The organism is Stutzerimonas frequens, from assembly GCF_024448335.1.
Classification (GTDB): domain Bacteria; phylum Pseudomonadota; class Gammaproteobacteria; order Pseudomonadales; family Pseudomonadaceae; genus Stutzerimonas; species Stutzerimonas frequens.
Window position 1 is genome coordinate 161897 of sequence record NZ_JAMOHM010000005.1, and the last position, 13009, is coordinate 174905.

12 protein-coding genes are annotated in these 13009 nt (G+C 60.3%); 1 reads left to right on the forward strand and 11 read right to left on the reverse strand.

Annotated features, from left to right (window positions below):
* Positions 1-105: 105 nt before the first annotated feature.
* Positions 106-1287: an O-antigen ligase family protein gene (locus tag NAO55_RS09480; RefSeq protein ID WP_102838807.1), complete on the reverse strand. Its 1182-nt coding sequence runs from the start codon at positions 1285-1287 to the stop codon at positions 106-108.
* A 358-nt stretch (positions 1288-1645) separates the two neighbouring features.
* Between NAO55_RS09480 and NAO55_RS09485 the strand changes: the two genes are divergently transcribed.
* Positions 1646-2254 (forward strand): BUD32 family EKC/KEOPS complex subunit, encoded by a 609-nt coding sequence (locus NAO55_RS09485; RefSeq protein WP_079328212.1) that lies wholly within the window; start codon positions 1646-1648, stop codon positions 2252-2254.
* Here the strand turns inward: NAO55_RS09485 and NAO55_RS09490 are convergent.
* Genes NAO55_RS09490 through rfaP form a run of 10 tightly spaced genes read right to left on the reverse strand, consistent with a single transcriptional unit; the run spans position 2251 to position 12992 of the window.
* A complete protein-coding gene (locus tag NAO55_RS09490; protein WP_079328210.1) occupies positions 2251-3360 on the reverse strand; it encodes a glycosyltransferase in 1110 nt (369 codons plus the stop codon). The genes NAO55_RS09485 and NAO55_RS09490 overlap by 4 nt on opposite strands.
* Positions 3360-4325, reverse strand: a complete 966-nt coding sequence (locus tag NAO55_RS09495) for a glycosyltransferase (protein WP_053527002.1) — start codon at positions 4323-4325, stop codon at positions 3360-3362. Before NAO55_RS09495 ends, NAO55_RS09490 begins: the two co-directional genes overlap by 1 nt.
* Positions 4326-4346: 21 nt before the next feature.
* On the reverse strand, positions 4347-5402 hold the full coding sequence (locus tag NAO55_RS09500; RefSeq protein WP_079328206.1) for a hypothetical protein: 1056 nt from the start codon (positions 5400-5402) through the stop codon (positions 4347-4349).
* Complete coding sequence (locus tag NAO55_RS09505) at positions 5402-6523, reverse strand: glycosyltransferase (RefSeq protein ID WP_102838808.1); 1122 nt, start codon at positions 6521-6523, stop codon at positions 5402-5404. Before NAO55_RS09505 ends, NAO55_RS09500 begins: the two co-directional genes overlap by 1 nt.
* On the reverse strand, positions 6510-8264 hold the full coding sequence (locus NAO55_RS09510; protein ID WP_102838809.1) for a carbamoyltransferase family protein: 1755 nt from the start codon (positions 8262-8264) through the stop codon (positions 6510-6512). The genes NAO55_RS09505 and NAO55_RS09510 overlap by 14 nt, the downstream gene beginning before the upstream one ends.
* Before the next feature lie 12 nt (positions 8265-8276).
* Entirely contained in the window at positions 8277-9722 is a 1446-nt protein-coding gene (locus NAO55_RS09515; protein ID WP_102838810.1) for a BUD32 family EKC/KEOPS complex subunit, read from the reverse strand.
* Positions 9722-10465, reverse strand: coding sequence for a lipopolysaccharide kinase InaA family protein (locus NAO55_RS09520; protein WP_102838811.1), 744 nt, complete (start codon positions 10463-10465; stop codon positions 9722-9724). Before NAO55_RS09520 ends, NAO55_RS09515 begins: the two co-directional genes overlap by 1 nt.
* Positions 10462-11196 carry a lipopolysaccharide kinase InaA family protein gene (locus NAO55_RS09525; RefSeq protein ID WP_102838812.1) on the reverse strand — a complete coding sequence of 245 codons (735 nt, stop codon included), beginning with the start codon at positions 11194-11196 and terminating at the stop codon, positions 10462-10464. Before NAO55_RS09525 ends, NAO55_RS09520 begins: the two co-directional genes overlap by 4 nt.
* A 2-nt stretch (positions 11197-11198) precedes the next feature.
* Entirely contained in the window at positions 11199-12167 is a 969-nt protein-coding gene (locus tag NAO55_RS09530) for a glycosyltransferase family 9 protein (protein ID WP_170799537.1), read from the reverse strand.
* A gap of 18 nt (positions 12168-12185) precedes the next feature.
* On the reverse strand, positions 12186-12992 hold the full coding sequence (gene rfaP / locus NAO55_RS09535) for a lipopolysaccharide core heptose(I) kinase RfaP (protein WP_102838813.1): 807 nt from the start codon (positions 12990-12992) through the stop codon (positions 12186-12188).
* Positions 12993-13009: the final 17 nt, after the last annotated feature.

The following is a 13009-nucleotide window of genomic DNA, read 5'->3' on the forward strand; positions in this document are numbered from 1 at the left end:
AGGGGCGGATTGTACCAGCACGTGCCTATTACACACGTCAGCAACCTTACAAGTTTTCCTCGCCCCGCCCAATACGCTTGCGTTGGAGATGACGCGGCAAAATGTTCAGGGGCGTCTGGTCACACCATGTACATCTAATCGACCACGCTGAATGGCGAGCGCCATGGCAAGGCCTATCGGCAGCCAAGTCACGAACCACTCCGCTCTAGGGCTTCCCCAAAGGCTGGCAGCGTCGAACTGCTGTGCAACAAACGAAACCAGGAGACTGCTTAGCAGAATGCGCCCCTCTCGTGAATGACGCGCCCCCCATGCCACCTTGAACGCCGTTAGCCACAACGCAGCCCATAGCACCAGCCCCGGCATCCCGAGTTCAATCGCGGCGTGGGTGAACACATTATGGGAATGGTCGGCTCCCCTGGGAAAGTGGGCTGTCACTACACGGTAATCCGCCCCTATACCCAGACCCAGCCAGGGCTTCGCCGAGATCATATCCACGCTGGACCAGAAGATGTCCGGACGGTGGGAGAGGCCGCGCTCAAGGATGAAAGGAGCAAAAAAGAAAAAACCTCCAAGGGCTATCAAGCATGCAGAAAGGAATACCAGCCACCCCCCCCGACCGCCGCCCCAGAAAGGCATCGAAATGGCTGCCAGGCCCAGCGCCAGCATGGCCCCGCGGCTTTGCCCCAATGCGATAAACAACATGAGCATGGCGAGCAGAGCACCCCATACGATGCGCTGCCAGCCGATACGAGGTAGGCACTGCAGCCCCCACACTACCGCCAGCGCCATCACGTAGGCGCCCAGAATAGGATGACCTGCCTGCCCTATCCCCCGGAGCCTCGCATGAAGGGGGTGAGTGTCCAGCCCGTAAAACAGATAGATACTGATGGGGCAGGACAGCGCCAAGAGAACGAAGGCCAGCCCCAAGCCTTTCCACACGAAAGCAGGCCTCTCCAGTGCCAGCAAAACGAAGGAGCCCAGAAACAGGCCGACATAAAGAACGCGTTTAAGCTCTCTTAAGGGCTCTCCGGCTTCCGTCCAGGTCACGCTCAGCCCAGCCCAGACCAACAGCAGCAAGACCAACCAAAGGAGCAGCTTTTCAGATCGCCATGCTGCGGTCAGACGTTCCCGCCAAAGCACAGCAGCCGCGAGGGCTGGAAGCCAAAGCAAGACTACCAGCCCCTGCTGATACAGCTTGTTGGTGGGGATCCAAACGATGCCGATCAGGAACCATAAATAACCCAGACACAGAACACTGGTCACGCCTGCGACACGAACCCCTACCATCTTCGCTCCAATAAGATGGGCCACATTCTGACGGCCCGTAATGAGAGGCGAGTATTCTACAGTTCATTGGCAGGCTGTTCCGCTCCGGCATATGCGCGGTCGACCTGATATTCTATATCGATGCTCTTCAGGACGACTGGAATCACAAAGATCCAATTGCGCACCATGGTCAACCCTGGCCCGCCGCGCGACACCTCTCGGAACTCGGCTTAGCAGCCGCTCAAGCGGGGCTCGTCTGCAGTGGCCTAAGCAACACCAATGACCGATGCGAGCACGAAAACTCGACGAAGACGAAAACGCCGCTTGCTCGGCGGCATGCTCTTCGCCAACCCGACTCCACATGCACGCCTCAAGACCCATGCCCATCAAAACCAAACTCAACAATGACATGTTGGCCACCCTGACGGCCGGCGCGCAGGTACTGGAGGAGGACAGCCTCGGCCCCAAAGTTTACAGACTGGCCGATGGCAACTTTCTCAAGCTCTTCAGACGCAAGCGTCTGATCTCTTCGGCGCTGTTCGTTCCCTATTCGGATCGATTCTGGCTCAACGCCGTGCGACTGAAGGAACTGGGCATTGCCACTCTCACACCGCTGGAACTGTATCGGCTAGAAGACTCTTCCCTCAGCGCGGTGCTGTACAGTCCGCTGCAGGGAAAAACGCTTAAAGACATCTATCTGGATGAACCGGATGCGTTCGCCAAACACTTGGCAATCCTGACCGACTTCATTCGTACGCTGCATCGCCGTGGAATCTATTTCCGCTCGCTTCACCTGGGCAATATCGTGCTGACGCCGGAAGGCTCGCTGGGCCTGATCGACATCGCCGACCTGAGCTTTCAGCGCCGGCCGTTATCGAAAGCTAAAGCCCGGCGCAATCTCGCCCACTTTGCGCGCCTGCTGGAAAATCTCGGCCTCGCCGAACAGTTCCCGCTGGCCGCCCTGACATCGGCCGTCTTGGAGGACTAACGCAACAGCGCACCGTATCGCTCACGGAAGCGCAACCAGGCTCCTTCGGGATCCAGACCCGCGCGCTGCACTCGCGCCAATGCGTGGGGATCACTCTGCAGATGCTCATTCAAGGCTGCCACCCAGGCGGCCTTTTGATCCAAGGCGACCAAACCAGAGCTGCCCGCCAGCTGTTCGCGGAAAACCGGCAGGTCCGTCGCCAGCACCGGAACGCCGGCGATCACGGCTTCGGGCAACACCAGGCCCAAACCTTCCTGTCGCGAGGGGATACACAACAAATCGAAGGCCCGGTAAAGGCGAGGAGCCTCTGCCACGTGACCTGGCAAATGCACCTGATGAGCTATACCGAGTTTATGCGCCAACGCCAACAGCGCCTGCCGTTCCGAGCCCTCGCCGACTATGACCAACCGGTCAGCGGGATGCGCCTTCAACCACCCTGATGCCGCCTCGATCAGCAGGCCGAACCCCTTTTCTTTGACCAACCGGCCAACAGCCCCGATGACGCGCCCTTCCACAGGTACCGATAGGCCGAGAATACGCCTGGCCTCTTCCCTGCTCTTGAGGGCCGCGCCCAGAGCAACCGGCTCCAGGGCGATGCGAGCGCCCACGACCTTGCGCCCGATCTGGCGCTCAAGATCGCCCGCCAGCGTCTCGGAAACCGCCACCAGCTCCAGCCTCTCGGCAGGGAAGCGTTGCAGCAGCCTGATGTGCTCAGGTTTGAGGCGCTTGTGCCCATGAAACAGCACAATGATCCGCACCTCGCTCAGCGCAGCCAGCAGCGGAAGGATGTAGGCTGCCACGCCGATGCCATCAAGTAGCACCAACCGCGGCCGACGCGCTGCCAGCCACCTGGCCAGACTGCGGCGATCGAACCAGCGTCTCAACGCGGCAAGCCCGCGCCCCTTGATGCGTGTCGAAGACAATCCCAGACTGAAGACCTCGCCGGCCTCCGCCAGCGGCTCAGCCTCTCCACCTTGCAGCAAAAGGCTGTTAACAACCATGCCGGTCCCGACGAGTCGAAGGATGTCACGGTGCACCTTGTGCACGGAGGCGAAGGCCGAGCCGCCCCCCCACATGATGTTGAGGACATCCACCTGCGTCTGCATCAGTAGTAAACACCGATCTTGCGCAGTTGTCGCTGCAGCCAGGATGCCTGTCGTGCGGGACGTAACGGCGGACGCATGGTCTCGACAATCTGGCGCCCGATAGCGCCAAAGCCATAGCGCTGTTCGGCCAGCTGACGCCCCGCCTCTGCGATAGCGGCAGCCCTCTGCGGATCCTGCCGCAGCAGGTTAAGTTTTTCGCGCAGCTCCGGGACGTTTCGATACAGGACCAGATTGTGCATGTCGACGAAGCCCAGCGCCGAGTTCTCCACTTCACCATGGTCATAAGCCAGCAGCACACAACCACAGGCCATCGCCTCGAAGTTCTTGATCATGTACTCGCCCATGCCAACATCCGCGCTAACGAAGAAGCGGATGCGGTTCAGGGTATCGCAATACTCCGCCCCCGACTTGGTCTTGGTCACGAGCAGGTTCTCCAGCTGCCCCAGCTCCTCGAGCAACGCCTTGCGCCCACTGTAGGCCACGCTCTTGGTGCTGCCAACAAAGGCCAGTTCGATATCCCGCTCCCGGCCTTGGTAGGACAGCAGGGCCTGGTCATAACCCTTGGGCACGAAACAGGCGTCAAATCCTTCCTCGCGTAGGCGCTGACTGACCTGGGCGCCTGAACTGATGATGCGCGCCCAAGGCATCCGCCGGTAGTGCGCACTGAACTTTCCGGTGTACTTGCAGGGGATGTAGTTCTGGTAGGCGTCGTGCTCCAGAATCACCAGATTGGGCAGGGTGCGAATAAAACGCCACTGCCGCATTTCTTTCTTGAAACGTAGAAAGAACAGAATCCTGTCGTAACGCGATACGTCCACATGCTCATGGAAGTAACGCTGCAGATGGGCCTGCTCATCGCTGCTCAGCCAGCGGATGTCACAGCTATCGCACGCTTGCGCGATACCGTCATACAGTCGATCCAGTATTGCCCGCTGCTCGGCCTGGACCAGAAAAAGCACGTTCACCGGAACACCTCGAAAACACGACTAGGAAAGATCACGAGAGCTCCCTGAAACAGCTTCACCCAACAGCCTGGCCAGATGCTCCTTCTGGGGCCCGCTCAGCACCTTGCTCCAAGGCTGCCCATTGAGACTTTCGCCTTTAGGCATAGCTTTGCGCCGTAGTTCCTCTGCATACCCACGGCCACAGGCCTCAGCATAAGGATCGGTGCGCATCACCGCAGCGTAGTAAGCCAGCTTGGCATGAGAGCGGACTCGAGAGGGCAGGAACAGAGTTCGCAAACGAAAGTTCAAACGATGCCACCAGGCAGGCCTGGGCTTTGTAGTTGGCATCTCACGCACCGCCTGCACGGCAAGTGCTGAAAACGCCTCACCATGACGCTGGAAGAACGCCGCCACCAGGTGACGCCAATAATTCTTTCCCGAAAAATAATGCTTGATCACCCCGCGAGACTCCGCAGGTCGCCCCAGGTGCCTGGCCGCGACGCCAACGGCGAATTGCTCGATGATATGAATCTTGGGAACCATCGGATGCATGACATCGATGAGACTCAGCACCTCATCCATCAAACCAGAAGCATCATTCTGGAAGCCCAGAACTCCTGAATTGATCAACAACATCTGCTGATCGACACCATGCCGCTCTGCCAAATAGGGTGCCAAAGCATCATGCAGGGCGTCGCCCTTGTATTCTTTCCAGACACCCTCGATTTCATCGACGAGCCAGGGCGCTTTTGCCAGTCGCTCGAAGAGCCTCACTGGCGAGTCCAGAAAGAAGGTATCCGTATCGATGAAGATACTCTGCTCGGCATACTGCATTGCATCGCGGATGGCAGCAGCCTTGCGGCGATGCAGATAGCTCGCCGGACCTGTCCAGTCCTTCAAGGTATCGGCATCGAGCGCAATCAAATCGACCGGCCAACCTTGGAACTGCCCAGGCTCGTCGGTGTACAGCAGAATTCGAGGACAGGCTCCCTGCACATGATGCAGGGCCGAGAGGATGCTGTACTTGGCCTCCTGGTGATATTCCGGCTTACCTCCGTAAACCAGATAGACCAGTTGCCTGGATACGCGCTCAGGCATCATGACTTCCTCGATGGCATCAGGCCCAGCGACCAGAAACGAGCATGGGCACCCGCGTCCGTGAAACAGTCCTTCACCGCATGCTCGGCACCTTTGCGCTCGGTGGTCGGTAGAGCCGACAGGCGAGATGCCAACATTGCATCGTCACCCAGTGCAAACAGCGCTTGCGGCTCGCCCACCACCTCGGGAGCGCCGCCACAATCGGTCGCCAGCACCGGCACTCCGGCCGCCATCGCTTCCAGCAGCACCATGCCGAACGGCTCGTGGTCGGAGGTCAACACGAACACGTCGAACGCCTTGAAATAACGACGACCATTCGGCACCTGGCCGAGAAAACGCACCGCCTCGCTGACGCCCAGCTCAGCCGCCAGCGCCTTGAGCTGCGCCTCCAGGCGGCCGCTGCCCATGATCGCCAGCAGGCTGCCTGCCGGCAGTTGCGGCAAGGCCAGAGCGAAGCCGCGGATCAGGGTGGCCTGGTCCTTATCCGGATGCAGACGACCGACGTTGCCGACTACCCAGGCATCCTGGGGCAGACCCAGATAGTCACGCGCGACTTCGCGGGATACCTGCTCGGCCTGCACGGCCTCGACGTCGATGCGGTTATAGAGGGTTTCGATGCGTTCGGCCGGCCAATCGGGCAGGCAGGCGCGCATGTCGTCGCGTACGGCGTTGGACACACCGAGCAGCGCCAGGCGCTTGCGAAAGAAGTTGCCGAACAGCTGTCGGGAACGACGCTTGTAGTCACCGAAGGCGTGGTGCACGCCGATCACCGGCAGGCTGCTGCCGAGTAGTGCTACGTAGATCGGCTTGAAGCGGTGGGCGATGCACAGGGCGAAGTCGCGCGAAGCAGCGATCCGCCGGAAATCGCGGATCGCCCCCAGCTTGAGGCCGCGCACCTGAGCGCTGGAGTAGTCGAGGAAAATTACCTCGTCGGAGGCCGAGCCGCGCTCGACCTCGGCACTCGGTTTACCCGTCAGGTAAACCGTGCAGACCTTGTAGGGCGTGCCCTTGAACAGCACGGCGTATTGCCGTGCGCAATCCAGGAAGGGGCCGTCATAGCCGTGACAAAACTGCAGCACCCAACGCTCGGTCTCGCCATGTGCCTGGTCAGACGTGGTCATACCAATCCTTGCCATCCTTGACCACGAGAATGTCTTCCATGATCAGGTACTGCAGGTCGGAGCCGTAGAACATGTTCAGCGCATCGGTCGGCGAGCAGATCATCGGTTCACCGCGGCGGTTGAGCGAGGTGTTCAGCGACACGCCGTTGCCGGTGAGCTTCTCCAGCTCCAGCATCAGGTCGTACCAGCGCGGGTTGTACTGGCGCTCCAGCACCTGGGCGCGCGAGGTGCCGTCCTCGTGCACCACTTCGCCGACGCGCTCCTTCCACTCCTCGTTCACCTCGAAGGTGAAGGTCATGAACGGGCTCGGGTGATCCACCTTGAGCATCTTCGGCGCCACGGTGTCGAGCATCGACGGGCAGAAGGGTCTCCAGCGCTCGCGGAACTTGATCTGCTCGTTGATGCGGTCGGCCACGCCCGGCACGCTCGGGCAGCCGATGATGGAGCGGCCGCCGAGGGCGCGCGGGCCGAACTCCATGCGGCCCTGGAACCAGGCCACCGGGTTGCCGTCGACCATGATCTTGGCGATGCGCTCGGGGGTATTGTCGATGCGCTTGAACACCGGCTTGTTCGAGTGCTTGGCGCAGGCGGCGATGACCTCCTCGTTGCTGTATGAAGGACCGAGGTAGACGTGCTCCATCTTCTCCACCGGTACGCCACGCTGGTGCGAGACATAAGCGGCGGCGCCGACGGCGGTGCCGGCATCGCCGGAGGCCGGCTGTACGAACAGCTCCTTGACGTCATCGCGGGCGATGATCTTCTGGTTCAGCTTGACGTTCAGCGCGCAGCCACCGGCGAAGGCGATCTTGCCGGTTTCCTTGAGGATGTCGCCTAAGTAGTACTCCATCATCTGCAGCGCCAGCTTCTCGAATAGCGCCTGCATGCTGGCCGCGTAATGGATGTAGGGGTCGTCGGCGATGTCGCCCTGGCGCTTCGGACCGAGCCACTCGATCAGCTTGGGCGAGAAGTAGTAGCCCTTGCCGTTTTCCTTGTAGCGACGGAAACCAATGACGTTGGCGTACTCGGTATTGATGATCAGCTCGCCGTTCTCGAACTTGGCCAGGCGCGAGAAATCGTACTTGGCGGCATCACCATAGGGCGCCATGCCCATGACCTTGAACTCGCCATCGAGCATCTCGAAGCCCAGGTACTCGGTGATCGCGCCGTACAGGCCGCCGAGCGAATCCGGATCGTAGAACTCCTTGATCTTGTGGATCTTGCCGTTCTCGCCCCAGCCGAAGAAGGTGGTGGCGTACTCGCCCTTGCCATCGATGCCGAGAATCGCGGTTTTCTCGGTGAAGCCGGAGCAGTGATAGGCGCTGGAGGCATGAGCCAGGTGATGCTCGACCGGTTGGATCTTGACCTTCTTCAGGTCGAAGCCCAGCTGCTGGAGACACCATTCGATGCGTTTCTTGTAGCGGTAATAGCGGCGGTTGCCCATGAGAATGGCATCCAGCGCGCGATCCGGTGCGTACCAGTAACGCTTGGCATAGTGCCAGCGCGCCTTTTCGAAGATGCTGATGGGAGCGAACGGGATCGCCACCACATCGACGTCGGACGGTTTGATGCCGGCCTGCTCCAGGCAGAACTGGGCTGACTCGTAGGGCATGCGATTCTTGGCATGCTTGTCGCGCACGAAGCGCTCTTCTTCGACGGCGGCGATCAGCTTGCCGTCGATATACAGGGCGGCGGAAGGATCATGACTGAGGGCGCCGGAAAGGCCGAGAATCGTCAATGCCACGGGTATTGCCTCTTAATCTTCGATGCTGGTGCCGGGCACCGCGGGTAAACGTTGGTCAAGCAGTCGATGCAGTGCACTGTCGGCCGGCCAGTTGCGCAGAAAACGTGCGCGATCCTTGGCATAAGCCCGCGCGAAACTGGCGTCGCTGCCATGTTGCTGCACGGCATCCAGGTCGATTAACGACCAGCGATCGTGCTCCCAGAACAGGTTGTGCCCTTTGAGATCACCATGACTGATTCGCTCGCGGATCAGTGCCGCGAACAGCCGGTCCAGGGCAACCAATTCCTGCTCTGGAGGACAGCAATCCAGATACGGCTGAAAACGCGCAATTATATCTTCTCCGCGCAGCAATTCGGTAATCAGCCACGCCGGCCCGCGGATCCACAGCCAGCGGCGCTCGATCACGGCCAGCAAACGAGGAGTGGCGATCCCGAGAAAATCGAGCCGATTACCCTCGACCCAGCTGTGCCAGGCGCGGCTCGGCCGCCAGAAGCGCTTCAACCAATGCAGCGGATTCTTGATGTTGTAGCGCTTGATAAGCAGGGCCCGGCCGTCCAGTTCGCATTGCGCAACTGTAGCTGCACCACCGGTTTTGAAAAGCCGGCCCTGGGCGATGCAAGCGTCCGGATCAGCCAACAGCGAGTGCAGCGCGGCCGCCTCGTCACGCCGAACCACTTGCGCCCCAAACGGGCCGATACGCGCACTGAAGAGACTGCAGTCTCGGGCGACCTTCTTCAGAAAATCGTTTAGCCGCCAGTTACGAGTCTTGTGAACCTGCTTGAGCAACGCCTCCAGCGGCAGGGCGTGCTCGCTGTTGGTCAGCAGATAGGGCACCAGCAGTTCTTCGATGAAAGGTTCGATCTCTGCCGGTAGCTGCGCGAAGAAGACGCCCAGGTTCTCCAGTACCTGCTCACGCGACAACGGCTCTCCGGGCGTCTCGGCCTTTACACCGCCGCCGTCGACCACGTAGAGCTGACCGTCGACCGTGAGGAAGTTGTCAAGATGCAGATCCGCCTGCCAAAGGCCTTGCGCATGCATCCTGGCGATCAGCTCAAGCGCCTCACCGAGCACGCCACGCTGCCCGTCTGTCAGCACAGGCTCCGCCTCGACGGAGCGCCAGCTCTCCCACAGGCTTTTGGCGGAATCGAGCCAGTCGAATAGCAGCCAGCCACCCTCACCCTCGTGCCAGCCCTGCCCCACCAGCGCAGGTGTTGGCAAATGCTGGTCCGCCAGCAGCTTCGCACCAGCCAGCTCACGCCGGTAATGACGCTGCGCCTTGCCACCCACCATCAGCTTGGCCAGGACCTGGCGACCGCTCCAATGCGCGCGACCGACATAGCGCTGCCCGGGCAAGATGCGCAGCCACAGATCGACATGCAGACTTGCCTCACCCGACAACTCGACGAGCGCAGGGCAGGCTGGCTCGCGCCCCGCGACCGCCAGATCAGCCAGCCTCATCAGTGCGCCTCCTTAGCTTCGCGCCGGCGCTGCAACTGCAGCAGCCATGGCTCGACCAGGCGAGGATCGTCCAGATAGACACTCAGCAAGTGCCGCACGCCCTGCTCACCGATGCAGCTTGCACGCCGCACGAGCGGCTCCAGATCCTTGATCCGGTCGCGCCACTCCAACAACAGAGGACGGGTTTTCTCCAGGTCGATCAGGCAAGCCTGCCAATGTCCGTCCTGCTCACGGAGAAAGATGTGCTTGGGATAGAAGCAGCCGTGCATCTGACCGGCCTGATGCAGCGTGCGCGCCAGCGCACCGACCGCACCGATGATGGCCTGGCGTCCAGATTCATTCAGCTCGGGCCATCGTTTCAGCCAGCCGTCCAGATCCGTCCAGCCATCCAGCGCACGCGTCAGGAGAATCGCACGCCTTTCACCATCAACCTTGCGCTGCCCGAAGAAGCTGGCCTGAAGCGCCGGCACGCCAAGCCGCGCATAACGACGGATATTGCGAAACTCCCGGGCAAAGGTCGGCTCACCGAACGGGTGCGCCAGGGTGCGGGTCAGATGATTGCTCTGCCGCTTGAGGTAGAACGCCGAATCATCGAGCTCCAGCCTGAAAACACTGCTCCAGCCGCCGCGTTCGACATTGGGCTCATCCACCGCCGTCAACTGGACCGACCAGAGCGCATCGAAGCTCGCCAAGCCAAGGCGCTCGAGCGTTGGACGATCGGCCTGCGCAATGAAATCGTTCATTCCCGCCCCTGGAAATAATTCAGAATCTGCCGGATGCGCTGCTTGTCCTTGTCAACCAGTCGCTTTCGCTGGCAATACTGCAGATAGAACCGCAGGCGCTGGGTTCGGCTGAGCTGGTACTTGGCCACCTTGTCCAGACATGCCAGGTCCTTGACGATACGCCGCTGCAGAAACGGACCATGCCAGAACGCGCCGGTAGGGCAATCGATCAGATACAGACGACGTTGCGGATCGACGAGCAGGTTGCGCCACTTGAGGTCATTGTGGGCGAAGCCCCGGTCGTGCATCGCTCGTGTCGAGCGCGCCAGTTGCAGGCTGACCTCCTGCACCCAACGCGGATCGCGAAGACGGGCATCATGAGTAGTCGCCAGGAAAGCCAGATCATTGGTTTGCTCCAGCTCACGCGTAATCAGGGCACCGCGGAGAAAAGCACCGCCGCGCCGCTCCATGCCGTAAGCCACGATCGGCGCCGTGGGGATGCCCCAACGCCGAAAAAGCATCAGGTTCTGCCACTCCGCCTTGACCCGTGGACGGCCGAGGTAACGCCGCAGGCCTTTGCCCGCGCTCGTGTATCGCTTTACGTAGTAGCGTATGCCGCCCAGCTGAACCCGTATAACTTCAGACAAAGGATCTGAAGTCATACGTTCGCCCTCAAGATCAAACACAGCACTTAGACTACCGAACGCTTTGAATACCTCTGGATCGGCTTTATCACACCTCCACGCGGGCATGGCTATTGCCCCGCCACATTGGGAAATTCTCGAAGGATTCGTCCCAGCGGAATGAAAGGTCGCCATACAGTGTGCCCCATCCACTTGAATGTAAACGTGGGGCAGACCACTCGATTCATATCGTTAAACCCCGGCCTCCACGTGAAATCCGGGCGCCGCCGGGTGATTGTAAAAGTGCGCAGCCCCATAAGGGAGGCTAAATGCCCACCGCCCGAGTCGTTGCTGACGACAACTGAGCATGTCCGAAGAAAATCAACCAGCCCCTTCAGCTCTGCAAACGAATGAACCATGAACTCTGGGTAAAGCTCTTGCAGTTTATGCTGTTCCGATGGAATACCTACAAATTCCACCACCCATCCTTTTGCGACCAAATTGCGCCCTAGACGCTGAAAGCCTTTGCTTGAATAATTTTTATTCGGGTGGGGAGTAGTTGGGAAAATCGCAACACGACGACCAGCATCACTGGCTATGTCCGGAAGAAATTGAAAGGTTGGCAACGGGGCCTGAAGATCGAGTCCGAGAACTTCCTCGGCGTACTGATCAATCCACTGAACCATGCTTTTACCGGCCTTGGTATCACGGCATATAACGTTATGAGCACCTGAGACCGAGAAGCCTTTTATCAAGACCGGACGCTGATCCAGACCGAGCCGAGCTGGCAACTTCTTGCCAGCAAGGTAGGCGACATTTTCAACACTTGCAGAATTGACAGCCGCTAGCCCCCCCTCGTCCAGCCAGTCTATTGCGCTGATAACCAAATCGTTACTCTGCGCCAACTCAACGATTTCCGGCTTGGCATCATCAATCAGTTGTAGGCCCGGCAAATATTCCCGCATGGAAGAAAGTGACATTGATACCAACGTGACTTTTGCACCTGCAGCCTGTAAACGCCAGGCGAGCCTTAGAAACAAGGTGGTATCCCCCAAGGCGGGGCATGGAACCAGCGCTACCTTCATACCTTGGTTGATCAATACCTTCCTCCCCTTCATCTAAAGTCGATCCCCGTAGCGCCGCTTACGATCCAGTAGCTTTTCCGCCCTGCGCTGAAGCCACGCCAGTAAGGCAGCTTCGTCGCGCAGGACTTCACGCAGCGGCCGCTGGAAGTAATCGCGCAGAAAGCGCAGCTTGTCGCGGCCGGTCAGGCCGATCTCGAGGGCCGAGAAGTACAGCCCGGCCAGATCCTTGTTGCGCCAGCGAACAGGTGTGTGACTGCGAGTCTGGGCGCGGTGCAGGTCGATCAAGGACAGGCGCAGATCGCTGACCGTCACCGGCCGGTCGGTGTGCAGCAGGAAGTGGCAGATGTAGAAGTCGCGGTGATTGACCCCGGCGCGGTGCATGGTGCCGGCCATGCGGGCGACTTCGGCGATCAGGGCGCGCTTGAGCGCCGGCTGTGGCGGCTGGTCGCGCCAGTTAGCCGAGAAATCCTCGAGGCTGACGGTCGGGGCCAGCTCTTCCGTGATGATGAACGAGTGCTGGCCTGCCGGATTGCCCCCGCGCTCGCCATAGGCCACCGCGGTCATGGTCGGCACGCCGACTTCCTTGAGGCGCTGTATGGCTCGCCATTCCTGGCCGGCGCCAAGCACCGGCGCCTTGGCCGTGAGCAGGTTCTTGGCAATCTCGCCCCAGCCGATGCCGCGATGGATCTTGACGAAGTAACCGCGCCCGGCAACCTCGGTACGCAGCGTGCGGCGACCTTCCAGTTCCCGGTAGACCTGGCCCTGCAGACGCTCGACCTCTTCGAAGGGGTCCTTGCCCTGCCACAGGCGTTCGAACGGCTCGGTCAGCATCAGACGCATGGAGCCCCCAATGACGG